General features: G+C 60.2%; 24 protein-coding genes. 11 read left to right on the top strand and 13 right to left on the bottom strand.

Annotated elements, in window-relative coordinates:
- Positions 1–3 precede the first annotated feature (3 nt).
- Positions 4–804 (top strand): sulfite exporter TauE/SafE family protein, encoded by an 801-nt coding sequence (locus GXB78_RS18230; RefSeq protein ID WP_329516430.1) that lies wholly within the window; start codon positions 4–6, stop codon positions 802–804.
- A 114-nt stretch (positions 805–918) separates the two neighbouring features.
- Here GXB78_RS18230 and GXB78_RS18225 read toward each other — a convergent pair whose 3' ends face one another.
- From GXB78_RS18225 to GXB78_RS18200, 6 genes are all read right to left on the bottom strand, one after another.
- Positions 919–2,199 (bottom strand): TRAP transporter large permease, encoded by a 1,281-nt coding sequence (locus GXB78_RS18225; RefSeq protein WP_042609302.1) that lies wholly within the window; start codon positions 2,197–2,199, stop codon positions 919–921.
- A complete protein-coding gene (locus GXB78_RS18220) occupies positions 2,199–2,726 on the bottom strand; it encodes a TRAP transporter small permease (protein WP_329516429.1) in 528 nt (175 codons plus the stop codon). Before GXB78_RS18220 ends, GXB78_RS18225 begins: the two co-directional genes overlap by 1 nt.
- A gap of 76 nt (positions 2,727–2,802) precedes the next feature.
- Positions 2,803–3,774, bottom strand: coding sequence for a TRAP transporter substrate-binding protein (locus tag GXB78_RS18215; RefSeq protein WP_329516428.1), 972 nt, complete (start codon positions 3,772–3,774; stop codon positions 2,803–2,805).
- Between the two features lie 60 nt (positions 3,775–3,834).
- Positions 3,835–4,728 carry an SMP-30/gluconolactonase/LRE family protein gene (locus tag GXB78_RS18210; protein WP_329516427.1) on the bottom strand — a complete coding sequence of 298 codons (894 nt, stop codon included), beginning with the start codon at positions 4,726–4,728 and terminating at the stop codon, positions 3,835–3,837.
- 44 nt (positions 4,729–4,772) lie between these two features.
- The gene (locus GXB78_RS18205) at positions 4,773–5,597 is read right to left on the bottom strand and encodes an NAD-dependent epimerase/dehydratase family protein (RefSeq protein ID WP_329516426.1); all 825 of its coding nucleotides are present in this window, start codon (positions 5,595–5,597) and stop codon (positions 4,773–4,775) included.
- A 272-nt stretch (positions 5,598–5,869) separates the two neighbouring features.
- The gene (locus GXB78_RS18200) at positions 5,870–7,165 is read right to left on the bottom strand and encodes an OprD family porin (RefSeq protein WP_329516425.1); all 1,296 of its coding nucleotides are present in this window, start codon (positions 7,163–7,165) and stop codon (positions 5,870–5,872) included.
- Positions 7,166–7,592: 427 nt separating this feature from the next.
- Here GXB78_RS18200 and GXB78_RS18195 point away from each other — a divergent pair, with 427 nt between their 5' ends.
- On the top strand, positions 7,593–9,248 hold the full coding sequence (locus GXB78_RS18195) for an MFS transporter (protein WP_253502996.1): 1,656 nt from the start codon (positions 7,593–7,595) through the stop codon (positions 9,246–9,248).
- Positions 9,245–10,387, top strand: coding sequence for an HlyD family secretion protein (locus GXB78_RS18190; protein WP_329516424.1), 1,143 nt, complete (start codon positions 9,245–9,247; stop codon positions 10,385–10,387). The genes GXB78_RS18195 and GXB78_RS18190 overlap by 4 nt, the downstream gene beginning before the upstream one ends.
- 125 nt (positions 10,388–10,512) lie before the next feature.
- Here GXB78_RS18190 and GXB78_RS18185 read toward each other — a convergent pair whose 3' ends face one another.
- Positions 10,513–10,707: a hypothetical protein gene (locus tag GXB78_RS18185; protein WP_329516423.1), complete on the bottom strand. Its 195-nt coding sequence runs from the start codon at positions 10,705–10,707 to the stop codon at positions 10,513–10,515.
- 107 nt (positions 10,708–10,814) lie between these two features.
- Here GXB78_RS18185 and thpR point away from each other — a divergent pair, with 107 nt between their 5' ends.
- Positions 10,815–11,354 carry an RNA 2',3'-cyclic phosphodiesterase gene (thpR, locus tag GXB78_RS18180; protein ID WP_329516422.1) on the top strand — a complete coding sequence of 180 codons (540 nt, stop codon included), beginning with the start codon at positions 10,815–10,817 and terminating at the stop codon, positions 11,352–11,354.
- Positions 11,355–11,598: 244 nt separating this feature from the next.
- Here thpR and GXB78_RS18175 read toward each other — a convergent pair whose 3' ends face one another.
- The 5 genes from GXB78_RS18175 to GXB78_RS18155 all read right to left on the bottom strand — a co-directional run bounded on the left by GXB78_RS18175 (position 11,599) and on the right by GXB78_RS18155 (position 16,929).
- Positions 11,599–12,696, bottom strand: a complete 1,098-nt coding sequence (locus GXB78_RS18175; RefSeq protein WP_329516421.1) for a polyamine ABC transporter substrate-binding protein — start codon at positions 12,694–12,696, stop codon at positions 11,599–11,601.
- Between the two features lie 174 nt (positions 12,697–12,870).
- On the bottom strand, positions 12,871–13,749 hold the full coding sequence (locus tag GXB78_RS18170; protein WP_329516420.1) for an ABC transporter permease subunit: 879 nt from the start codon (positions 13,747–13,749) through the stop codon (positions 12,871–12,873).
- A complete protein-coding gene (locus GXB78_RS18165) occupies positions 13,746–14,660 on the bottom strand; it encodes an ABC transporter permease subunit (protein WP_039763290.1) in 915 nt (304 codons plus the stop codon). The genes GXB78_RS18170 and GXB78_RS18165 overlap by 4 nt, the downstream gene beginning before the upstream one ends.
- On the bottom strand, positions 14,657–15,799 hold the full coding sequence (locus GXB78_RS18160; RefSeq protein WP_039763289.1) for an ABC transporter ATP-binding protein: 1,143 nt from the start codon (positions 15,797–15,799) through the stop codon (positions 14,657–14,659). Before GXB78_RS18160 ends, GXB78_RS18165 begins: the two co-directional genes overlap by 4 nt.
- A 368-nt stretch (positions 15,800–16,167) precedes the next feature.
- Positions 16,168–16,929 (bottom strand): gamma-glutamyl-gamma-aminobutyrate hydrolase family protein, encoded by a 762-nt coding sequence (locus GXB78_RS18155; RefSeq protein ID WP_329516419.1) that lies wholly within the window; start codon positions 16,927–16,929, stop codon positions 16,168–16,170.
- Between the two features lie 282 nt (positions 16,930–17,211).
- On the opposite strand from GXB78_RS18155, the gene GXB78_RS18150 reads away from it, so the two are divergent.
- The 6 genes from GXB78_RS18150 (at position 17,212) to GXB78_RS18125 (ending at position 23,534) form a co-directional block, all read left to right on the top strand.
- Positions 17,212–18,588 carry a glutamine synthetase family protein gene (locus tag GXB78_RS18150; protein ID WP_007918694.1) on the top strand — a complete coding sequence of 459 codons (1,377 nt, stop codon included), beginning with the start codon at positions 17,212–17,214 and terminating at the stop codon, positions 18,586–18,588.
- A gap of 271 nt (positions 18,589–18,859) precedes the next feature.
- Entirely contained in the window at positions 18,860–20,350 is a 1,491-nt protein-coding gene (locus GXB78_RS18145; RefSeq protein WP_329516418.1) for an aldehyde dehydrogenase, read from the top strand.
- Positions 20,351–20,399: 49 nt separating this feature from the next.
- Entirely contained in the window at positions 20,400–21,683 is a 1,284-nt protein-coding gene (locus GXB78_RS18140) for an NAD(P)/FAD-dependent oxidoreductase (RefSeq protein WP_329516416.1), read from the top strand.
- Between the two features lie 346 nt (positions 21,684–22,029).
- A complete protein-coding gene (locus tag GXB78_RS18135; protein WP_011333561.1) occupies positions 22,030–22,578 on the top strand; it encodes a cupin domain-containing protein in 549 nt (182 codons plus the stop codon).
- Between the two features lie 196 nt (positions 22,579–22,774).
- The gene (locus GXB78_RS18130) at positions 22,775–23,059 is read left to right on the top strand and encodes a hypothetical protein (protein WP_329516415.1); all 285 of its coding nucleotides are present in this window, start codon (positions 22,775–22,777) and stop codon (positions 23,057–23,059) included.
- A 190-nt stretch (positions 23,060–23,249) separates the two neighbouring features.
- The gene (locus GXB78_RS18125) at positions 23,250–23,534 is read left to right on the top strand and encodes a hypothetical protein (protein WP_329516414.1); all 285 of its coding nucleotides are present in this window, start codon (positions 23,250–23,252) and stop codon (positions 23,532–23,534) included.
- Positions 23,535–23,604: 70 nt separating this feature from the next.
- On the opposite strand, the gene GXB78_RS18120 is transcribed toward GXB78_RS18125, so the two are convergent.
- Positions 23,605–24,036 (bottom strand): hypothetical protein, encoded by a 432-nt coding sequence (locus GXB78_RS18120; RefSeq protein WP_329516413.1) that lies wholly within the window; start codon positions 24,034–24,036, stop codon positions 23,605–23,607.
- 159 nt (positions 24,037–24,195) lie between these two features.
- On the opposite strand from GXB78_RS18120, the gene GXB78_RS18115 reads away from it, so the two are divergent.
- A complete protein-coding gene (locus GXB78_RS18115) occupies positions 24,196–24,618 on the top strand; it encodes an HD domain-containing protein (protein WP_329516412.1) in 423 nt (140 codons plus the stop codon).
- The last annotated feature ends 139 nt before the right edge of the window (positions 24,619–24,757 follow it).

Raw genomic sequence — 24,757 nt, 5'->3', positions numbered from 1 at the left:
CCTATGTTGCTGGCAAGTCTGTTTGGCGTGGTAATGGGGTTGGTGCTCGGCCTGACCGGCGCGGGTGGCGGAATTCTCGCGGTGCCGGCGCTGGTGCTCGGGCTCGGCTGGACGATGACGCAAGCGGCGCCGGTGGCCTTGTTTGCGGTTGGCAGCGCGGCAGCGGTCGGGGCTATCGATGGTTTGCGCCATGGCCTGGTGCGTTACCGTGCGGCACTGTTGATCGCGGCACTGGGCGCGGTGTTTTCGCCGCTGGGGATCTACTTCGCGCATCAGTTGCCGGAAAAGGTTCTGATGATCCTGTTCAGCCTGCTGATGGTCCTGGTCGCCTGGCGGATGTTCAGAAAGGAGCGTCAGCAAGCGGGGCCGAGCGATCACGGCCATGCCAGTTGGGGCCAGAAGAACTGCATGCTCAACGAGCAGACCGGGCGCTTCGACTGGACCGCCAAGTGCACCGCAACTCTCGCCGCGCTGGGAGCGATTACCGGTGTGGTCTCGGGATTGCTTGGCGTCGGGGGCGGGTTCCTGATTGTGCCGGCGTTCAAGCAACTGACCGATGTGCAGATGCGCGGCATTGTCGCCACGTCGTTGATGGTGATCAGTCTGATTTCCGCGATCGGGGTGATCGGCTCGTTTCATGCGGGGGTGCGTATCGACAGCCAGGGCGCGGCGTTCATCATTGCCAGCGTTGTCGGCATGATCGTTGGCCGCAGGCTGTGCGCGCAGGTGCCGGCGCGGGCGTTGCAGGTGGGGTTTGCCAGTGTGTGTCTGGTGGTGGCAGCCTGCATGCTTTTTCGGACCTGAAACACTTCTGTGGCGAGGGAGCTTGCTCCCGCTGGACTGCGCAGCAGGCCCTTATTTTAAAGAGCGACCGCTGCGCGCCCGAGCGGGAGCAAACTCCCCGCCACAGTCACATTGTTACAACACCAGGTGCGGCAGCCACAGCGACAGTGCCGGAATGTAGGTGACCAGCATCAGCACCAGGAACAGCACGGCGTAGAACGGCAGCAGCGCTTTAACGGTGCTTTCGATACTGACCTTGCCGATGGCGGAGCCGACGAATAGCACCGCACCCACCGGCGGTGTTATCAATCCGATCCCCAGGTTCACCAGCATGATCATGCCGAACTGCACCGGATCGACGCCGATGTCCAGAATCACCGGCATCAGGATCGGCGTCAGGATCAGGATCAGCGGCGCCATGTCCATCACCGTGCCCAACAGCAGCAACATGACGTTGATGCACATCAGAATCACGTAACGGTTATCCGACAGAGTCAGGAAAGCCGTGGTGATCTTCGCCGGAATCTGCATCAGCGTCATGATGTAGCCGAAGCTGGCGGCGAAGCCGATCAGGATCATCACGATGGAGATGGTCCGCACCGTGCGATGCATCAGCTTGGGCAGTTCACGCCACTTGTAGTCGCGGTAGATGAACATGGTCACGAAGAACGACCACACAACGGCAATGGCTGCCGACTCGGTCGCGGTGAAGACCCCGGACAGAATACCGCCAAGGATGATCACCATCGCCATCAGGCCCCAGAGGGCTTCGCCGACGATTTTCAGCGCCTGGCGCATCGGGATCACTTCGCCCTTGGGGTAGTTGCGCTTTTTCGCGAAGATCAGGCACAGCACCATCAGGCACGCGCTCATCAGCAGGCCCGGCACGATGCCCGCCATGAACAGCGAGGCGATCGAAACGGTACCGCCTGCGGCCAGCGAGTAGAGCACTGAGTTATGACTTGGCGGGGTCAGCAGGGCTTGCACCGAACCGCTGACGGTCACAGCGGTGGAGAAGTCGCGCGGATAACCCTTGCGCTCCATTTCCGGAATCAGCACCGAACCCACCGACGCAGTATCGGCCACCGACGAACCGGAGATCGCACCGAAGAAGGTCGAGGCGACGATGTTGACCAGTGACAGGCCACCACGGACGAAACCCACCAGCACCCCGGCACACGCCACCAACCGCCGGGACATGCCGCCCTCTGCCATGATCGCGCCGGCGAGGACAAAGAACGGAATGGCCAGCAGTGAGAACTTGTTTACCCCGCCCGCCACTTGGATCATTACCGCCTGGAAGGGGATGTCGATCCACCACGCACCGATCAGCGCGGCGGCGCCGAGGGCGTAGGCGACCGGCATGCCGATCAGGATCAATACGATAAAACTGCCCAGCAGAATCAGAGCGTCCATTAAACGGCACCTTCGCTTTCTTCAACCAGATCGAACTGCACCACCCGACGCTTGCTCTGGTCACCGAGAAACAGTTTTTCCAGGACAAAAACCAGGGTCAGCAAACCGCCCAGGGGAATCGGCAAATAGGTCACGCCCACCCGCAGGGTGGGCAGGGACGCCATGAACTGGTTCCAGGTGGACATGCACAACTTGAATCCCCAGATCGTCATGAAAATGCAGATCAGGGCCATCAGCAATTGGGAAAAAATCGACGCCGCGCTGCGCAGATGCGCCGGCATGCGGTCGGTCACCATGGCCACGGCCATGTGCGCGCCGGCGCGGTAGCTGGCAGCGGCGCCAATAAAGGTGAACACGATCATCAGCAGAATGGCCGTAGGCTCGGGCCAGCTCGAACCGGTACCGAGCACGTAGCGGGCAAACACGCCCCAGGGAATCATCAGGGAAACTGCCAGAACGGAAAGGCCGGCCACCCAGATGCAGGTCATGTAGATCTTGTCGTTGATACGCAGCAGCAAATTCTTCATCGGGTTTCACCGTAACCGGGCGCGCCTCGAACATCAGGCGCGCCGGGCCTTATTCATGAGTACGGAGCGGGAGGCGTTACTGAACGGCTTCGATTTTCTTGATCAGGTCGGCATACGGCGCGCCGTACTTGGCCCGCACCGGTGCAGTGGCGTCGTAGAAGGGTTTTTTGTCGACCGTGATGAACTCGACGCCGGCGGCCTTGAGTTTTTCTTCACTGGCAGCGGACTTCTTGTCCCACAGCTCGCGCTCTTCAGCCTGGGCAGCCTTGGCGGCTTTCTTGACCAGTGTCTGTTGATCCGGAGTGAGTTTCTCCCAGGTGATTTTCGACATCACGATCGGCTCTGGCAGGATCAGGTGACCGGTCAGGCTGTAGAACTTGGCGTTCTGGAAGTGGTTGTGTTCAAGCAGGGTCGGCGGGTTGTTTTCCGCGCCGTCGATCACGCCGGTTTGCAGGGCGCTGAAGATCTCGCCGGTGTCCATGGCGATACCGTTGGCACCCATGGCGTTCATCATCTCGATGAACATCGGGTTGCCTTGCACGCGAATTTTCATGCCCTTGAGGTCTTCGAGCTTGCGCACCGGTTTTTTGGTGTAGATGTTGCGCGTGCCGCCGTCCATCCAGGCCAGGGCCACCAGGCCGAATTCCGAGTTGGTGATCTTGTCGAGGATTTCATCGCCCACCGGCCCATCGATGACATTGCGCATGTGCTGGTGGTCTCGGAAGATGAACGGCATGTTGAAGACGTTCACGTCCGGTACGACAGGGCCGACGATCCCCAGGCTGACCCGGGACATCTGTATTGCGCCGACTTGCATCTGCTCGATGACTTCCTTTTCAGAACCCAGCACACCGCCCGGGAAGTACTTGAAAGTCAGCTCGCCGTTGGTCTCTTTGGTCAGCATTTTGCCCAGGCTTTCTTCCGCCACCGTGGTTGGATAACCCTTGGGGTGGATGTCGGCGACTTTAAGTTCCAGTGCCTGAGCGGCGCCAGCGAGGGTAAATATCAGCGGGAGTGCAGCGGCGAGCAAGGTGCGTTTGAAGTTCATGGGGGTGAGTCTCCAGTCTTGTTATTTTTGTGTTCAAGGCGCAGCGGTGCAGCAGAAGGTCTAAAGCAGATCGTTGAATTCAGGTTCGGCGAGGCCTTTGACGCCGGGCTTCAAGGCGAACACACCGCCGGCCAGGGATTGCGGATCGAGGTCATCGCCGGGGCGAATCGAGGCGACGAACAAGGTGTCCAGATTGCTGCCGCCGAAAGCGCACATGGTCGGTTTCTTCACCGGTACTTCCAGCGAGAAATCGAGGCGACCGTCCGGCGTAAAGCGGTGAATCAGGCCTGCATCGTTGGCGCAGATCCAGTAGCAGCCCTCGGCATCGACGGCGGCGCCGTCAGGGCGGCCGGGGAAATTTTTCATGTCGACAAACACCCGGCGATTAGATGGCGTGCCAGTCTCGGTGTCGTAATCGAAAGCCCAGATCAGTTGCACGTTGGGGTGCGAATCCGACAGGTACATGGTCTTGCCGTCAGGGCTGAAGGCGAGGCCGTTGGGCACGATGAAGCCGTCCAGCTGCGCGTCGATCACGCCAGTCTGCCCGGCGCTGTAGCGATACAACCGGCCTTCTGGTGCGTTCAAGCCCATGTTCAAGACCATGCTGCCAGCCCAGAAACGCCCCTGACGATCGCAGCGACCGTCGTTGAGGCGCATGTCCGCGCGGCTATGTTCTACGGTCGCGAGCAATTCACTGTCGAGGCTGCCGTCGCTGTGCGGATGCAGGCGGAAGAAGCCGCTTTCCATGCCGGCCACCCAGCCCCCGCTGCGGTGACGGGTGATGCAGGCGAGCATTTCCGGAGCTTTCCACGAGGCAACGTGGCCAGTGTCGGCGCTCCAGCGTTGCAGCCCGCCGTTGGGGATGTCGACCCAGTACAGTGCGTTTTCCTGCGGCACCCAGACCGGGCTTTCACCGACCGCGTTGCGGGCGTCGACGATCAATTCGGCTTGCATACTCATTCCCTTGGTTTTTATTGGAGGGGGATCAAGTCGAGCGATCAGTCGCCGAACGGGCCTGCTGCGACGAAGGCGCCGCCCTGATAGATCCGCGCCGGATCATCGTCGGCCGGCATCGGCTGCGCTTCGACCTTGTCGCGGAATATTTCCGAGGTGTCCTTGGCTTCGAAACCGAGATGGCTGGCGTAGCGGTTGTCCCACCAGACGTCTTTGTTGGCGGACATGCCGTAAACCACGGTGTGACCGACGTTCGGCGTGTACAGCGAGCGTTCGAGCAGTTGCGTGAGATCGTCGAAGCTCAGCCAGGTGTGCATCATCCGGCGGTTCTGCGGCTCGGGGAACGAGGAGCCGATGCGGATGCTGACGGTTTCGATACCGTAGCGATCAAAATAGAAGCTGGCCATGTCTTCGCCGTAGGACTTGGACAGACCGTAGTAACCGTCCGGACGGCGAGGGGAGGTAGCGTCGAGTTTTTCATCCTGCTTGTAGAAACCGATGACGTGGTTGGAGCTGGCGAAGATCACCCGCTTCACACCGTGCTTGCGTGCCGCTTCGTAAATGTGGAAGACGCCGCAGATGTTGGCGCCGAGGATTTCTTCGAACGGGCGCTCGACCGAAACGCCGCCGAAATGCAGGATCGCATCGACGCCTTCGACCAGTTGATGCACGGCCTGCTTGTCGGCAAGGTCGCAGAGCACGACTTCTTCGTGTTCATCGACGGCCGGGGCGAGGGCGGCGATATCGGACAGGCGCAGCACATTGGCGTAAGGGCGCAGGCGTTCGCGCAGGACTTTGCCCAGGCCTCCGGCGGCACCGGTCAGCAGCAGGCGGTTGAAGGGGGCGCGGGGGGTAGATGTAGACGTCATGGCAATCCCTGAACACATTGTTGTTAGATTTGTTGTAGGTTGTCGTATGACTGCGCTGAAGTATCGGTAGGGTTTCCGGATCTTGTCAACGCGACTTTTGGTGTAGATGACGGAAGGGGCAGTTCGTTTCTCAACGCCCGATACCTGCCTTGCAATGCAGTTCCCTTGTGGGAGCGAGCCTGCTCGCGAAGGCGGTGTGCCAGTCAGAACAAGTCGACTGGTCCGGCGCTTTCGCGACCAGGCTCGCTCCCACAGTGTGAATCCGCCAACCGTTACAACAACGAAATCGGATAGCTGATAAAGATCCGGTTCTCGTCGAATTCGTTGGTGCTGAAATCCCGGCGAATGGTCGCGTTGCGCCATTTCACGTTGAGATTCTTCAGCGGGCCGCTCTGCACGGTGTAGGCCAGCTCCGATTCGCGGCCCCATTCCTTGCCGTCGTTGGTGGTCGCGGTGTGCACGTTATCGCCGCTGATGTAGCGGTTCATCAGGGTCAGGCCCGGCACGCCCAGCGCGACGAAGTTGTAGTCGTGGCGCAACTGCCAGGAGCGCTCTTTGGCGTTGTCATAACTGGCGTTGTAACTGTCGTTGGCCAGGGTGCCGCCGCTGGTGCCGTTGACGCGCATCCAGGCATCGTCACCGGTGAGTTTCTGCAGGCCGACGTAGAAAGTGTGGCCGCCGTACTTGGCAGAGAGCAGGGCGAAGGCGGTCTTGTTGTCGAGGTCGCCGGCCTGGGCGCTGCCGTCTTCCTTGCCGGTGAAGAAACCGAGATTGGCGCCCAGGGTCCAGTCGCCCATCGGCTGGCTGTGGCTGAGGTTGAAATACTGCTGCTGATAGATATCGGTCAGCTCGGCATACCACACGCCGACCATGGTGCGTTTCTCGTTGAAGGTGTATTCGCCGCCGCCGAAGTTGAAGCGATCGGAGGTGAACGCACCGCGACCGTTCATCGACATGTCTTCCATGCTTGCGTCGTTGCGCGGGCTGTTGCCACGGAACTGGCCGCCGTAAACGGTCAGGCCGTTGATCTCAGTGGAGGTGATCTGGCCGCCGCGAAAGGTCTGCGGCAGGGAACGGCCATCGTCGGAGCGCAGGATCGGCAGTACTGGCATCCATTCGCCAACCTTCAATTCGGTTTTCGAAACTTTGGCTTTCAGGGCTACGCCAAGCCGGCCGAAGTTGTCGGCGGGGCGGCCGTCATCGTGGATCGGCAACAGCTGCGTGCCGCCAGTGCCTTTGCCGCCATCGAGCTTCTGCGAGTACATGCCCAGGATGTCGAGACCGAAGCCGACGGTGCCTTGGGTGAAACCGGATTTGGCGTCGAGGATGAAGTTCTGCGTCCACTCTTCAGCCTTGCCCTGCGGGTAGGCCGGGTTGACGAAGTTGCGGTTGAAGTAGGCGTTGCGCAGGTTCAGCGTGGCTTTGCTGTCTTCGAGAAAGCCTTCGGCGTCGGCGCTCATTGGGAGGGCGAGGGCGAGGCTGCTGCAACCAATCAGACCAAGGGTGGAACGTGGGCGAGAAACGGCAAAACGTGGAGGGCGGACGGAATTGCGGGCGAGTGTGCTCACTGTGACGCTCCCTGAATCATTTGTTGTTTTTATTATTTGTCATACGTCGTCGTACAACATCGAAGCGGATATTTCCCAGATTTTCAGGGATTGTCAACTGGAAGTTATACGATGATGGCCGGTGCTACGCCGCACGCCTCGTAGGAGCTGCGGCACGCTGCGATCTTTTGATCTTGCTTTTGGAAGATCCAGATCAAAAGATCGCAGCCTCGTTTCACTCGACAGCTCCTACAGGGGAGTTGTGTTGTCCATGAGGTAGGAGCTGCGGCACGCTGCGATCTTTTGATCTTGCTTTTGAAAAATCCAGATAAAAGATCGCAGCCTCGTTTCACTCGACAGCTCCTACAGGGGGTTGTGTTGTCCATGGAGTGTGTGTTGCCAGTGAAATTGCGGCAAACTTCCCTCACCCCCAGCACCAGGCCGATCCATGGATAAATACGCCCCGCGCAACTGGCAACCCCACGAAAAGCCCAGCCTGCCCGGTTCCCCGTCGACACCCTTGCACTCCACGCCCAAGCGCCTGGCGTATGCGGCGGTCGGTGTGCTGGTGGCGGTGACTGGTGGGCTGGGGAATTCGCTGGTGGTGGCCAACCTGCCTTATCTGCAAGGTTCGCTCGGCGCGACCACGGCGGAGATGGCCTGGCTGCCGGCGGCGTATGTGATGACCAACGTGTCGATGAACCTGCTGCTGGTGAAGTTTCGCCAGCAGTTCGGCCTGCGCGCGTTCACCGAAGTGTTTCTGGTGCTCTATGCGCTGGTGACCTTCGGCCATCTGTTCGTCAACGATCTCAATTCTGCGGTGGCGGTGCGTGCTGCCCACGGCATGGTCGGCGCGGCGCTGAGTTCGCTGGGGCTGTATTACATGGTCCAGGCGTTCCCGGCGAAGTGGCGACTCAAAGCGCTGGTCCTCGGTCTTGGCACTTCGCAACTGGCGTTGCCGCTGGCGCGGCTGTTTTCCGAAGACCTGTTGCAGATCGCTGAGTGGCGCGGCCTCTACCTGTTCGAATTGGGTATGGCCCTGTTGTCACTCGGCTGTGTCTTGCTGCTGAAGTTGCCGCCCGGTGACCGCTTCAAGACCTTTGAAAAACTCGATTTCCTGACCTTCGCCATCCTCGCCACCGGAGTGGCGTTGTTGTGCGCAGTGCTGTCGCTGGGGCGGATCGACTGGTGGCTGGAGGCCGACTGGATCGGCGTCGCGCTCGCCTGTTCGATCGCGCTGATCATAATGGGCCTGGCCATCGAACATAACCGCAGCAACCCGATGCTGATGACCCGTTGGCTGGGCAGCGGCACGATGATTCGTCTGGCGCTGGCGGTGACCCTGATTCGCATGGTCACTTCGGAGCAATCCACCGGCGCGGTCGGTTTCATGCAGAACCTCAACATGGGCTATGAGCAACTGCACAGTCTGTACGTGGTGATGCTGATCGGCAGTATCGCCGGCCTTGCGACCAGCGCACTGACCATCGACCCCAAACACTTGCTGATGCCGTTGATCATCTCGCTGGCGCTGATGGCCACCGGTTCGGTGATGGACAGTTTTTCCAACAACCTGACCCGCCCGCAAAATCTCTACGTCAGCCAGTTCCTGCTGGCGTTCGGCAGTACGTTTTTCCTTGGCCCGACCATGGTCTTCGGCACGCGCAACGTGCTGACCAATCCGCGCAACCTGGTAAGTTTTTCCGTGCTGTTCGGGATCTGCAACAACCTCGGCGGGCTGCTCGGCGCGGCGTTGCTCGGCACCTTTCAGATCGTGCGGGAGAAGTACCATTCCAGCCACATCGTCGATCATCTGGTGATGTCCGACCCCCTGGTGGCCGCGCGCGTGCAGAGCGGTGGATCGGCCTATGGCGGTTTGCTGGCCGACCCGAGCCTGCGCAATCTGGCCGGGATTCGCAGCCTCGCCAATGCAGCGACACGCGAAGCGAACGTGCTGGCCTATAACGATGTCTTCATGCTGATCGCGGTCATTGCCGTCCTGACCATGATCTGGCTTTCGATTCGCGCGTTGTGGCTGATGAGCACCACCAAAGCCATTGAGCCGACGCCTTCCGTACCATCAAGCGGCGCCATTTCTTCATGACCGAACCGACCACCACAACCACCAATGCCATCGCCGCCACGCCTGAAGGTGAGGCACCGCCGTCGTCAGCCAATACCGCGCCGCGCTCGCTGCGGGTACGGATCATTTCTTCGCTGGGCTTTGCCGCGATCGCCATCGTTGGCGTGCTGATCGTGCTGTATGCCTGGCAGTTACCGCCGTTCAGCAGCGCGGTCGAAACCACTGAAAACGCCTTGGTGCGCGGACAGGTGACGATCATCGGCCCGCAGCTCAGCGGTTATGTGTTCGAGGTGCCGGTGCAGGACTTCCAGTACGTAAAGGCCGGGGACCTGCTGGTGCGATTGGATGACCGCATTTATCAGCAGCGCCTCGACCAGTCGCTGGCACAACTGGCGGTGCAAAAGGCCGGGCTGGCCAACGTCGTGCAGCAGCGCAACAGCGCCGAGGCAACGATCAAATTGCGCCAGGCGGTGTTGGCCGACAGTCAGGCGCAGTTGCGCAAGAGCGAGGCCGATCTGCGCCGTAATCAGGAACTGGTGCGCGACGGTTCGGTGTCGAAACGCGAGTTCGACGTGACCCTCGCCGCCAATGCGCAGAGCACGGCGGCAGTGGCACAGGCCAAGGCCAATCTGGAAATCGCCCGGCAGGACCTGCAAACGGTGATAGTCAATCGCGGCTCGCTGGAAGCTGCGGTGGCCAGCGCCGAAGCGGCGGTGCAACTGGCACGGATCGATCTGTCGAACACGCGGATTGTCGCCCCGCGCGACGGTCAGCTCGGGCAGATCGGCGTGCGCCTCGGCGCCTACGTCAACTCCGGCGCGCAATTGATGGCGTTGGTGCCGGAGCAGAAATGGGTGATCGCCAACATGAAGGAAACCCAAATGGCCAATGTGCGGGTCGGGCAACCGGTGCGCTTCACCGTCGACGCCTTGAACCACCGCCGATTCACCGGCCATGTGCAGCATATTTCCCCGGGCACTGGCTCGGAATTCGCCTTGCTTCAAGCCGATAACGCCACCGGCAACTTCGTCAAGATCGCCCAGCGCGTGCCGGTGCGCATCACCATCGATCCCGATCAGCAGGAAGAGGAACGCTTGCGGCCGGGGATGTCAGTTGTTGTCAGCATCGACACCGCCGCCGGCGACACCCAACCCCACTGATCAATGCATAACCCTGTGGGAGCGAGCCTGCTCGCGAAAGCGTCGTATCAGTAACATTTGTTTATCTGACACACCGCTTTCGCGAGCAGGCTCGCTCCCACAGGATTAGTGCTCACGGACTCTATTCACTCGGGCGCGGGGGTGACCCGGCAACTCTTGCGGTTGCGAATCTGCTCGTCGCTGGGCCTTTCGCGGACGAATTCGAAGCGTGGTTCGCCTTCGCTGTAATGCACCAGCCAGCCCCATTCCAGTTCGCTTTCGTTTTGTCCGGGATGCGGTGGCCGGGCCCACCAGGGTTCTTTGCTGAGGATCTCGCGCATGGCAGCCTCCGGTTGTTGGCAATTCTTGAACTATAGCTTCCTGGCGCGAGTCGTCAGAACAGGCTGCGTAGAATCGGCTCGATCATCACGATAAAAGGGGCAGGGCGATGATGGATGAAGTGCGCAAGGATGAACCGTCGAAACGGCTGTTTTTCGCTTTGGACTGCCCGCCGGCGCAGCGCAAGGCGATCGCCCAGTGGCGCGCGGAGCTGGGTCTGCGGACCGGAAAACCGGTACCAGCGGATAACTTTCATCTGACCTTGCTGTTCCTCGGTGCGGTGCCGCTGGCGCAGATCCATGGTGTTTGCGAAGCCGCAGGCAGTGTGCGTATTCCCGGCGAAGCATTGCGGGTTGCGCTGGATCGTTTGCAGGTCTGGCATCGCACCGGTGTGTTGTCGCTGGCACCGGAACAGGCGCCGCCGGCGTTGTTGCGCCTGGTCTATGCGCTGGAGCAAGCGATGCTGCCGTTTGGTTTTGAGGAGCCCACCCACGAGTTTCGCCCGCACCTGACCCTGGCCCGTGAATACCGGGCGCCGGAGCCGGAAGCGAGCACGCCGCCGGAGTTTTTCCTGCGCGCTGAACGCTTCGCCTTGTTGGAATCGCACAAGGGTCGCTATCGGGTTGTGCAGGACTGGCCGCTGATCTGAGCGGAGAAAAAAGGCGCCCGAAGGCGCCCGCAAATTCACCCGAGCCGAGGGAGCCGGGTGAGGCCGTTCAGAGCAGGGTGCAGCGGTGGTAAGGCGCTGCGTGAACGGAAAATTTTCAGCATTGCATTGCTTCATTGTGGGAGCGAGCCTGCTCGCGAAGGCGTCGGCACATCCAACATTTTCGTCGCCTGTCCTACCGCCTTCGCGAGCAGGCTCGCTCCCACATTTTTGATCATCGGTATTTTTATTTCCCGAGCTTCACCCGCGTCCAGCCGCGGGTCATGATCCGCTGTGTGGCAATCGGCTGATCCGGCACCGCATACAACGTCGCCATCACCGCTTGCGACGGATACGAGCCCGGTTCATTGCGGATCGCTTCGTCCACCAATGGCGTGGCCGCTGCGTTGGCGTTGCTGTAGCCGATGCTGTTGGTGACTTCGGCGATGATGTCCGGGCGCATCAGGAAGTCCATGAACAGGTAGGCGTTGTCGACATTCGCCGCATCACGGGGGATGGCGACCATGTCGTAGAAACTGCCGGCGCCTTCCTTGGGAATGCTGTAGTCGATCACCACGTTGTTGCCCGATTCCACCGCGCGGGCCTTGGCCTGGAGGACGTCGCCGGAGTAACCGACCGCCACGCAGATGTTGCCGTTGGCCAGATCGGAGATGTACTTCGACGAATGGAAATACGCCACGTACGGGCGGATTTTCATGAACAGCGCTTCGGCCTCGGCGATGTGCGCCTTGTCCTTGTCGTTCACCGGATAGCCCAAGTAGTGGAGGGCGGCCGGGAGCATTTCGGTCGGCGAATCGAGGAAACTGATGCCGCAGGCTTTGAGCTTTTCCGCGTTCTCCGGTTTGAACAGCAAGTCCCAGGAATTGGTCGGGGCATTGGCGCCGAGTACTTCCTTGACCTTTGCCGGGTTGAAGCCGATGCCGATCGAGCCCCACATGTACGGGAACGCGTGGGCGTTGTCCGGATCACTGGCAGAGGCATTTTTCAGCAGCACCGGATTGAGATTCTTCCAGTTCGGCAGCTTCGATTTGTCCAGCGGCTGATAGACGCCGGCTTTGATCTGCTTGGCCAGAAAACTGTTCGACGGCACGACGATGTCGTAGCCGGATTTGCCCGCCAGCAGGCGCGCTTCCAGGGTTTCGTTGCTGTCGAAGACGTCGTAGGTCACGCGAATGCCGGTTTCGTCTTCGAACTTCTTCACGGTGTCCGGCGCGATGTAATCGGACCAGTTGTAAACGCGCAGCACCTTGTCGTTGGCCTGGGCGCCCATGACCATTGCGCCCATTAAGGACAGTGTCAGCAGAGTCCTGCCAAACATATTCATCGGTACAACTCCCTTCTTTTTATTCAAAAACCAACACAAAACATGATGTACACGGAACTATTGTGGCGAGGGAGCTTGCTCCCGCTGGGCGCGAAGCGGCCGCAAAATCTTGTGAGCGCTGCGCACTCAAGCGGGAGCAAGCTCCCTCGCCACAGGTTTTTTATAGTCCTTGAGTCAGGCTGTGGCCGCTGCGGCACGTTGCGGCTGCCACGCTTCGTTGGCGGTCTGATCCATCGCTTCCTGAATCGCCCGCTTGCGATTGGCTTCTGCCTTGCGGCCGAAGTACCAGACGAGGAAAGTCACCAGCGACACCGCCAGCAGAATCAGGCTGGCCACGGCGTTGATCTCAGGCTTCACGCCCAGGCGCACCGCCGAAAATACCTCCATCGGCAGCGTCGTCGAGCCCGGCCCGGAGACGAAACTCGCCAGCACCAGGTCATCCAGCGACAAGGCAAACGACATCATCCCGCCCGCCGCCAGCGACGGCGCGATCATCGGAATGGTGATCAGGAAAAACACCTTGAACGGTTTCGCACCGAGGTCCATCGCCGCTTCTTCGATCGACAGATCCAGCTCCCGCAGGCGCGCGGAAACTACCACCGCCACATAAGCGGCACAAAACGTGGTGTGGGCGATCCAGATGGTGACGATGCCACGCTCCTGCGGCCAGCCGATCAACTGCGCCATCGCCACGAACAGCAGCAACAACGACAGACCGGTGATCACTTCCGGCATCACCAGCGGCGCGGTGACCAGGCCGCCAAACAGCGTGCGGCCCTTGAAACGCGTGACGCGAGTCAGGACGAAAGCGGCGAGGGTGCCCAGCGCCACCGCAGCAATCGCGGTGTAGCAGGCGATCTCCAGCGAGCGCACCACCGAACCCATCAGTTGTGTGTTGTCGAGCAGGCCGACATACCACTTGATCGACCAGCCGCCCCACACTGTCACCAGCTTCGAGGCGTTGAACGAGTAGATCACCAGAATCAGCATCGGCAGATAAATGAACATCAGGCCGAAGATCAGCATGAACCTGGAAAAATTGAAGCGTTTCATCCTCGTGCCTCCATCTCTTTGGCCTGGCTGCGGTTGAACAGCAGAATCGGCACAATAAGGATCAACAGCATCACCACCGCCAGCGCAGACGCTACCGGCCAGTCGCGGTTATTGAAGAACTCTTGCCACAGCACGCGACCGATCATCAGCGTCTCCGGGCCGCCCAGCAATTCCGGAATCACGAACTCGCCGACCACCGGAATGAACACCAACATGCAACCGGCAATGATGCCGTTCTTGGCCAGTGGCACGGTGATCTTCCAGAAGTTGTTGAAGTTGCTCGAACCCAGATCCTGCGCGGCTTCCAGCAGGCTGTTGTCGTGCTTGACCAGGTTGGCGTACAGCGGCAGGACCATGAACGGCAAATACGCGTACACGACACCTATATAGACGGCAGTGTTGGTGTTGAGGATCTCGATCGGGTGATCGGTGAGTCCGGTCCACATCAGAAACGCATTGAGCAGACCGTTGTTGCTGAGGATGCCCATCCACGCATATACGCGGATCAGGATCGCCGTCCAAGTCGGCATCATGATCAGCAACAGCAGGACGTTTTGCGTTTCCTTGCCGGTCTTGGTGATTGCGTAGGCCATCGGGAAACCGATCACCAGGCACATCAGCGTGCTCAGTGCTGCGACCTTCAGCGAACCGAGGTACGCAGACAGGTACAGCTCGTCTTCGCCGAGCAGGGTGTAGTTGCCGATGTTCAGCAGCAGCTGGAATTTCTGTTCGGCGAAGGTGTAGATCTCCGAGTACGGCGGGATCGACAGCGCGGCTTCCGAGAAGCTGATCTTCATCACCAGAAAGAACGGCAGCATGAAGAACAGGAACAGCCAGATGAACGGAATGCCGATCACCAGTTTTCGCCCGCTGGGCACCAGGCGCAGGAATTGCTGATTGAAGGTTCTCATGAGCGCAGCACCACGCCGCTGTCGTCTTCCCACCAGACGTAGACCTTGTCGTCCCAGGTCGGCCGCGCGCCACGGCGTTCGGCGTTGGCCATGAACGACTGGACAATCTTGCCGCCAGGCAGCTCGACGTAGAACACCGAGTGGCCGCCGAGGTAGGCGATGTCATGCACCTTGCCTTCGGACCAGTTGTAGCGGAACTCTGGTTGAGTGGTGCTGACGAGCATTTTTTCCGGGCGGATAGCGTAGGTGATCGACTTGTCCTGCACCGAAGTGCTGACGCCGTGACCGACGTAAATCTTCTGCTGCAAATCCGGGCTGTGAATGATCGCGTGGCCTTCCAGATCTTCCACCACGGTGCCATCGAAGGCGTTCACGTTGCCGATGAACTCGCAGACCATGCGGCTGACCGGCGCTTCATAAATGTCCACCGGGCTGCCGATCTGCGCGATCCAGCCCAAGTGCATGATCGCGATGCGCTGAGCCATGGTCATGGCTTCTTCCTGATCATGAGTCACCATCACGCAGGTCACGCCGACGCGTTCGATGATCTCCACAAGCTCAAGCTGCATCTGCGAACGCAGTTTCTTGTCCAGCGCCCCCATCGGTTCGTCGAGCAGCAACAGTTTCGGCCGTTTCGCCAGCGAACGGGCGAGGGCGACGCGCTGCCGCTGACCGCCGGACAACTGGTGCGGGCGGCGTTTGGCGTATTGGGTCATGTGCACCAGACGCAGCATTTCTTCGACGCGGGCATCGATTTCACTGGCAGGCAAACGGTCCTGTTTGAGGCCGAAGGCGATGTTCTGCGCCACCGTCATGTGCGGGAACAACGCGTAGGACTGGAACATCATGTTGATCGGCCGCTCGTACGGCGGCATGTCGGTGATGTCCACGCCATCGAGCAGAATCCGCCCCTCGGTCGGCCGCTCGAAACCGGCGAGCATGCGCAGCAGGGTCGATTTGCCCGATCCGGAGCCACCCAGCAGCGCGAAGATTTCGCCCTGATGGATCTCCAGGGACACATCGTCCACGGCCACGGTTTCGTCGAACTTCTTGGTGACACGGTCGACTTTCACCAACACCTTTTTCGGTTGCTGATGACCTTCGAGTGCCTTGCGGTAAGTGCTGGAGGCGTTTGCCATGTGAAACTCCCAACAGGTTTCGTGTGCCTGGCCAACGTGGCCGGGCTTAAGTGGATTGCGGAGCGGTCCGGAATGCCTGTCAGCTGGCGCAGAACCTGTGGGAGCGAGCCTGCTCGCGAATACGGAGTGTCAGTCGACATCATTGGTTGCTGATACACCGCTTTCGCGAGCAGGCTCGCTCCCACAGGGGACATGCGTTTACCTGACTGGCATTACCCGTACCGATCCGGCTTGTTCGGCGCCGCCGTCCTGGCTGCCTGGGTCGTACTTGTTGTTATCACGGGTGTTGCGGTTCACGACTGACAGGTGTGCAAACGCACACCCGCCAGCCGCGGGGGCAGTAAATCGTTACTTGATTCGTGGTTGCGTCAGCGCTGGTTGCGTCGCGCCGCCCGTTGCCGGCACGCTGCGCCGAACGCCTGGAAAATCCTCAGGTAGTTCGGGTTGTCAAGCACTTGCCACTCCGGGTGCCATTGCACGCCGAGGGCGAAGGTCGGGCTGTGCTCGACCGAGACCGCTTCGATCAAACTGTCCGGCGCCACCGCTTCGGCACGCAGGCCAGGAGCGAGGCGGTCGATGCCCTGGCTGTGAATCGAATTGACCTGAAACTCGTTGGGCAACTCCAGCGCCTCGAACACACCGCCGGCGAGCACGCTGACCGCATGAGCCGGGGCGTATTGCACCGCGACATCCGGGCTGTCCGCTTCGCGGTGATCGAGCATGCCCGCCAGCTCATGGACCTTCTGATGAAGGCTGCCGCCGAAGGCCACGTTCATTTCCTGAAAGCCACGGCAGATGCCGAGCACCGGAACGCCCGCCGCGATGGCTGCACGCAATAAAGGAAGGGTGGTGGCGTCGCGGGCCGGATCGTGATCCGTGCCAGGCGCACTGGCCGGGCCTTGATAGTGGAAGGGCTCCACATTCGAGGGTGAGCCGGTCAGCAACAGACCGTCGAGTTGACCGAGCAGGTCGTCGATTTCAGTCAGGTTGCCGAGAGAAGGAATGACCACTGGCAACCCTTCAGCGCCAACGCTGACAGCACGTAGGTACTTGTCGCCGCTGATGTGATAGGGGTGCAGGCCAATCTGTTTGACGCACGCAGTAACGCCGATCAATGGCTTGAATGCCATTTTTATTCACCTCGAAGTCTGTCACTTGAACGAGCTTTTCCGGAGCTTAGCCTCGTTGATTTTAATTAACAACTGCCATGTAAAAAATTCTAAACGCCGTTCATCAAATCGCTCAGGTTTGCCGGGGTTTGGCGATGGATATGGCACAAGAGTGTTAAGAAAGGCCCGAAAAATAAAGGCTACGGCGCCAGCTGTTCGCTATTGACTTCACTTTGCCTTTCGGATTGACTGGCTGCGCAACACGGTGGTGAACATAATAATTAACAGCTAAATAGGTGCATCATGTCGGTCCCTCTGCGTACCGTTCAACTCAACGAAGCCAACGCATTCCTTAAGAAATATCCTGAGGTTTTGTACGTCGACCTTCTGATTGCGGATATGAACGGTGTGGTGCGCGGCAAGCGCATCGAACGCACCAGTCTTCATAAGGTGTACGAAAAAGGCATCAACCTGCCGGCGTCGCTGTTCGCGCTGGACATCAACGGCTCGACGGTGGAAAGCACCGGTCTGGGCCTGGATATTGGCGATGCCGATCGCATCTGCTACCCGATCCCCGGCACCTTGAGCATCGAGCCGTGGCAGAAGCGCCCGACTGCACAACTGCTGATGACCATGCACGAGATCGAAGGGCAGCCGTTCTTCGCCGACCCGCGTGAAGTGCTGGCCAACGTCGTGCGCAAATTCGATGACCTCGGCCTGACTATTTGCGCGGCGTTCGAGCTTGAGTTCTACCTGATCGACCAGGACAACGTGAACGGCCGCCCGCAGTCGCCGCGTTCGCCGGTATCGGGCAAGCGTCCGGTATCTACGCAGGTCTACCTGATCGATGATCTCGACGAATACGTCGACTGCCTGCAAGACATCCTCGAAGGCGCGAAAGAGCAGGGCATTCCCGCTGACGCAATCGTCAAGGAAAGCGCCCCGGCGCAGTTCGAAGTCAACCTGCATCACGTCTCCGACCCGATCAAGGCCTGTGATTACGCGGTGCTGCTCAAGCGTCTGGTGAAGAACATCGCCTACGACCACGAGATGGACACGACTTTCATGGCCAAGCCCTATCCGGGCCAGGCCGGCAACGGTTTGCACGTGCACATTTCGATTCTGGACAAAGAAGGCAACAACATCTTCGCCAGCGAGGATCCCGAGCAGAACGCCGCACTGCGTCACGCGATCGGCGGTGTGCTCGAGACCCTGCCGGCGCAAATGGCGTTCCTCTGCCCGAACGTCAACTCGTATCGCCGTTTCGGCGCGCAGTTCTACGTGCCGAATTCGCCGAGCTGGGGCATCGATAACCGCACCGTCGCCGTGCGCGTGCCGACCGGTTCAGCGGATGCCGTGCGCATCGAACACCGCGTTGCCGGTGCCGATGCCAACCCGTATCTGCTGATGGCTTCGGTGCTGGCCGGTATTCACCACGGTCTGACTAACCAGATCGAACCGGGCGCTCCGGTCGAAGGCAACAGCTACGAGCAGAACGAGCAGAGCCTGCCGAACAACCTGCGTGACGCCCTGCGCGAGCTCGACGACAGCGAAGTCATGGCGCGCTACATCGACCCGATGTACATCGACGTGTTTGTCGCGTGCAAGGAAAGCGAGCTGGCCGAGTTCGAGAACTCGATTTCTGACCTTGAGTACAACTGGTATCTGCATACGGTTTGATTAGCTGAGGCCCTCAAAATCCGAAGAGCCCCTCACCCTAACCCTCTCCCGGAGGGAGAGGGGACTGACCCAGTTGTCTTGGGATATTCAGCGACCTGAACGATCCAGTCGATTATGGATTCGGTATCGATTTTTCAGGTCGGCGGAAATTCTGAGCATCCCCCAATCGGTCCCCTCTCCCTCCGGGAGAGGGCTAGGGTGAGGGCAGCCATCTCAAGCCAGACACAGCACCCGACACCCCCCCCAATTCCCCCTTGTCGAGCTCAAAACAATGACCAAAACCCGCAACGACTGGGAACAACGCTTCCAGTCCCTGTCCATCGAATCCCGCGCCTTCATCAACGGTGAATACTGCCAGGCGATCAGTGGCGACACCTTCGAATGCCTGAGCCCGGTCGACGGCCGCTTTCTCGCCGCGGTGGCCAGCACCGATGAAGCCGACGCCAACCTCGCCGTCGAAGCCGCGCGCCAATCGTTCAACTCCGGCATCTGGGCGAATAAAGCCCCGGCCGAGCGCAAGCGCATCCTGATCCGCTTCGCCGATCTGATCCTGCAACACCAGGAAGAACTGGCGCTGCTGGAAACCCTCGACATGGGCAAACCGATCAGCGATTCAATGAGCATCGACATCCCGGCCACCGCCAACGCGATCCGCTGGAGCGCCGAGGCCATCGACAAGATCTACGACGAAGTCGCTGCCACCCCGCACGACCAACTCGGCCTTGTCACCCGCGAACCCTCCGGTGTGGTCGCAGCGATCGTGCCGTGGAATTTCCCGCTGATCATGGCCAGCTGGAAGTTCGCTCCGGCGCTGGCGGCGGGTAATTCGTTCATCCTCAAGCCTTCGGAAAAATCACCGCTGACTGCCATCCGCATTGCGCAGCTTGGGCTGGAAGCCGGGATTCCGAAGGGCGTATTCAACGTGCTCCCAGGTTATGGCCATACCGTCGGCAAGGCGCTGGCATTGCACATGGACGTCGACGTGCTGGCCTTCACCGGCTCCACGGCGATCGCCAAGCAACTGATGATTTATGCCGGCCAGAGCAACATGAAACGCGTCTGGCTCGAAGCGGGTGGCAAGAGCCCGAACGTGGTGTTTGCCGACGCACCGGACTTGCGCGCCGCAGCGCAGGCAGCGGCCAGTGCCATCGCCTTCAACCAGGGCGAAGTCTGCACTGCCGGCTCGCGTCTGCTGGTCGAGCGTTCGATTCGCGAGCAGTTCATTCCGCTGCTGGTGGAAGCGCTGCAAGCGTGGAAACCGGGTCACGCACTGGATCCGGCCACCACCGTCGGCGCCGTGGTCGACCAGCGTCAACTCGACAACGTCCTGCGCTACATCAGCATCGGCCGCGAGCAGGGCGCCGAGCTGATTGCCGGCGGCCAGCGCACCCTCGAAGAAACCGGAGGCCTCTACGTGCAGCCAGCGATTTTCGACGGCGTGACCAACGCAATGACCATCGCCCAGGAAGAAATCTTCGGCCCGGTGCTGTCGCTGATCACCTTCGACACCGCCGAAGAAGCGCTGCAAATCGCCAACGACAGCATCTTCGGCCTCGCCGCCGGGGTGTGGACCAGCAACCTGAGCAAGGCGCACACCTTCGCCCGCGGTTTGCGTGCCGGCAGCGTCTGGGTCAACCAGTACGACGGCGGCGACATGACCGCGCCGTTCGGTGGCTTCAAACAGTCGGGCAACGGTCGCGACAAATCGCTGCACGCGTTCGACAAGTACACCGAGCTGAAAGCCACCTGGATCAAGCTCTGACTCTTTTACAGCGGCGGTCGCCCCTGGCCGGCGGCCCTCGGAGAAACCTATGAAACAGCAACACGTAAACAGCTACTACGCCGCCACCCGCAACGAAGTCATCGACTTTCCGATTCTCGAAGAAGCGCTGGACTGCGACGTCTGCATCATCGGCGCCGGCTACACCGGCCTGTCTTCGGCGCTGTTCCTCAGCGAGGCCGGCTATAAAGTCACCGTGCTGGAAGCGGCGAAAGTCGGCTACGGCGCCAGCGGTCGCAACGGCGGTCAACTGGTCAACTCCTACAGCCGCGACGTCGATGTCATCGAAGAGCGCTACGGCGACAAGACTGCAGAAATCCTCGGCAGCATGATCTTCGAAGGCGCCGACATCATTCGCTCGCGCATCAAGGATTACGACATCAAGTGCGACTATCGCCCGGGCGGCATCTTCGCAGCGATGAACAAGAAACAGCTCAATGGCCTGGCCGAGCAGAAGCGCAACTGGGAACGCTACGGCAACCGCAATCTGCAGATGCTCGACGCAGCGGACATCCGCCGTGAAGTCGGTTCCGCTGCCTACGTCGGCGGTTTGCTGGACATGCAGGGCGGTCACGTTCATCCGTTGAATCTGGCGCTCGGTGAAGCCGCCGCGATCGTGGGTTTGGGTGGCAAGATCTACGAGCAATCGGCAGCGGTGGAAATCACCTACGGCGAGCCGATCACGGTGCGAACCGCCAAAGGTCTGGTCCGCGCCAAATATCTGCTGATCGCCGGCAACGCTTATCTGCCGCAGGGCCTCGATAACCGCGTCACCGCGAAAAGCATGCCGTGCGGCTCGCAGATCGTCGTCACCGAACCGCTGACCGAGCAGCAAGCGCGCAGCCTGATCACCAACAATTACTGCGTCGAAGACTGCAATTACCTGCTGGATTACTACCGCCTGACGGCCGACAACCGTCTGCTTTACGGTGGCGGTGTGGTCTACGGCGCGCGGGAGCCGGATGATATCGAACAACTGATCCGGCCGAAGATCCTCAAGACCTTCCCGCAGCTCAAGGACGTAAAAATCGACTACCGCTGGACCGGCAACTTCCTGCTGACCATGTCGCGCATGCCGCAATTCGGCCGCATCGAAAAAAACGCCTACTACATGCAGGGCTACAGCGGCCACGGCGTCACCTGCTCGCACCTGGCCGGCAAGCTGATCTCGGAAATGATCCGCGGCGACGCCGAACGCTTCAACGCCTTCGCCTCGCTGCCGCACATGCCGATGCTCGGCGGCCGCACCTTCTCCGCACCGCTCACCGCCCTCGGCGCCGTCTACTACTCCTTGCGCGACCGCTTCGGCCTCTGACTTACCTCCCGGCGGCGGTTCGAAAGACCCCGCCGGTTTTTCCCATTGAAGAGAACTGATCACCCTTGTGGGAGCGAGCCTGCTCGCGAAGGGGGCATATCAGCCACCATCTCTGTTGGCTGGCACACCGCTTTCGCGAGCAGGCTCGCTCCCACATTGGCTGTATTGCGAAGGTAAGAGGGACTTTCGTCTCACCATCCATCGAACCTGCTGAGCAACACCCGCAAACGTGATTTAATAGCCGCCTTTCACGGTTCCGGGACACGGGAGCAACGTGATCCGCGCGACCTGCGCGTCACCCGCCACCCACCCCCATCGCCCTTTGTCGTTCTCACATAAGGCTGTCATGGATACGGGTTCTCGACTCAAATTAGTACGCGAAAGCTACAAACTCTCCCAGCGCGAGCTCGCCCGGCGTAGCGGCGTGACCAACGCGACCATCTCGCTGATCGAACAGAACCGCGTCAGCCCCTCCGTCAGCTCGCTGAAAAAGCTGCTCGAAGGCATACCGATGTCCCTGGCCGACTTCTTCACCTTCGACCAGCCGCCGCGCGAACATCAATACGTATTCCGCGCCAACGAACAACCCGACCTCGGCCGCCACGGCCTGCGCCTGCTGCTCATCGGCGCCTCCGTGCCCAGCCGCCAGATGCGCCTGCTCCGCGAACAATACGCCCCCGGCGCCAGCTCCGGCGAAGAGCCGATCGTGCATGCCGAAGGCGAAGAGTGCGGGCTGGTCACACGCGGCACCGTTGAGTTGACCGTGGACGGGCAGGTGAGTGTGTTGAGTGCGGGCGATGGGTATTACTTTCCGACGACGTTACCGCACAAGTTTCGCAATATCGGCGCGGATGAGGCTGAGATTATCAGTGCGAATACGCCAGCGAATTTCTGAGGAGCATGCGTTTCCCATAGCTTTATCGAGGTTGGTTTTCCAGGAAACCGCGGGCCGTTTGGGTGTTTTCCTGCGAAGTATTCAGATGTCGACATTTTGCGAGGTCTTTGGCTGATAACCACTCGTCCGACGCATCGCACGTTCGCCGCTCACCTTCTTCCAATGCTGTAACTCACCACGCAAAGGAAGAGCCACCATGCTGAACCATAAAATCGCGGTGTTAACCCTCACGGCGCTGCTGTTCGGCAGTGCGCCGTATGCGCTCGCGGCGGGGGAGACGTCGACCCCGAAGGCGAGCGACGGCAGCAGCCAGACTCGTGAACCGGCGTCTCCAGCCACCAATGCCGACCCGGATGCCGATTCGCTGCCCCCAGGTGGTGATGGTGACAAGACCGATAATGGGCCGGTGCCATCTGCCTCCAAACCCACCCCTGCGGGTCAACCATCCGGTAGCAGCAGTGGCGGGAGCGGCGGTGGTTGATGGGTGTCGCAAACTGAAAGCCCGGTCTTTTGAGCCGGGCTTTTTTCTGCGTGCAAGATTTGTTTTTTGATGACCCGATATCTCTTTCAAGGTGTCGGGTTATTCATTCCTGCCATTCGTCAGCCGCTCCGCATTTTCACCGAACAGCTGTTTCCAATGCGTAACTCACCCCCGCAAAGGAACCATCGACATGCGCCCAGTCAAACTCGCAACATTCACTCTGGCCACTCTGCTGTCCGCCTCCTCGCTTTATGCAACAGCCGCCAGCGACACCCCTGAACCCACCGCAAATGACGGCAACAGCCAAACCAACCCGAGTGCGCCGGAAGACATTCATTCCAATGGCGCCACTGTGCCGAAAGGTACACAGGGCAACACCACCAACAATGATGGCTCAACACCTGCAGGCTCCAAGCCCAGTGGTTCGAAGCAATCGAATGACAGCGGTACCAGTAGCGGTGCTGGTGAAGGTTGAGGCTGTTTGCAGATGCAGCAAGCCCGGCATCCAGCCGGGCTTCTATCAGGCAATCCCCTGGTGACTGGAGCTATTTAGCCTTCCAGTTCCCGCCACTGTTCTCACAATCAATCTTCGCCTGAGCCAGATGCTCACCATCGTAGTAATAGGTGGTGACTTTGGCGTTATCGGGCATGTTCAGCGGTTTGGCGCTTTTGTCCTTGCTGGTCGAGTGCGGGTTGGCCAGGGATTCCTGGGTGAGGCGGGCGGTGCAGGTGGCCTGGTAGTGGTCGTCGCAGCGCTCGACTTTCTTCTTGGTGGCGTTGAGGGTGTCCTTGCTTTCGTTGCTGCATGACCAGTTGATGGAGTCCACAGGCATGCCTTCGTATTCGTAGCAGCTGTGGGTTTCCACGGCGGGCACTGCGGTGCTGGAGGAGCGGGTCTGGACGTCGCAGCCTTCGGCCATGACGCAGGTGGGGATGATGGCGAATGTGGCGATCAGGAGCAGCAGTCGGGTTTTCATCGGCAGTTCCTCTCCAATGGCGCCGCGTCTGATCGGTGATTTGGCGCTTGTCTGGTTTCGAGGCGGCGAGGGCGAGCAAGGTTCAATCGGCTTTGCGCTGCGCGATCTTCGCGTACACTGCGCAACAATCAGAAACATTCAGCGCAGGATTCGATTCCCATGGCTCAATCCCTCGAACGCGCCATTGCCATTGCCGCCAAGGCCCACACCGGGCAGGTGGACAAGGGCGGCGCGCCGTACATTTTGCATCCGCTGAAAGTCATGTTGCGCATGAACACCCTGGAAGAACGCGTCGTCGCCGTGCTGCACGATGTGGTCGAGGATTGCGGGGTGAGTCTGGATGATTTGCGTGGGGAAGGCTTTAGTGAAGAGGTGCTGGCGGCGATTGCAGCGGTGACCAAAGTGCCCGGCGAGTCCTACGAGGACTTTGTTGATCGTGCCGCGCAGAATCCGATCGGTCGGGTGGTAAAACTGGCCGATCTGGAGGAGAACAGCGACATCTCGCGGATCGCCTCGCCGAGTTGGGAGGATCTGGAGCGAGTCGAGAAATATCGGCGGGCGATTGCGCGCCTTCGCGCATAGGAATGCAAATCCCCCTGTAGGAGCTGCCGAAGGCTGCGATCTGATCGTTCCCACGCTCTGCGTGGGAATGCAGCCGGGGACGCTCTGCGTCCCAAAAGATCGCAGCCTTCGGCAGCTCCTACAGGGGACCGTAGTGTGT

This window comes from Pseudomonas moraviensis subsp. stanleyae (genome assembly GCF_036283065.1).
Classification (GTDB): domain Bacteria; phylum Pseudomonadota; class Gammaproteobacteria; order Pseudomonadales; family Pseudomonadaceae; genus Aquipseudomonas; species Aquipseudomonas stanleyae.
The sequence above is the reverse complement of the archived record's forward strand: the minus strand, read 5'-3'. Positions and strand labels throughout refer to the sequence as shown.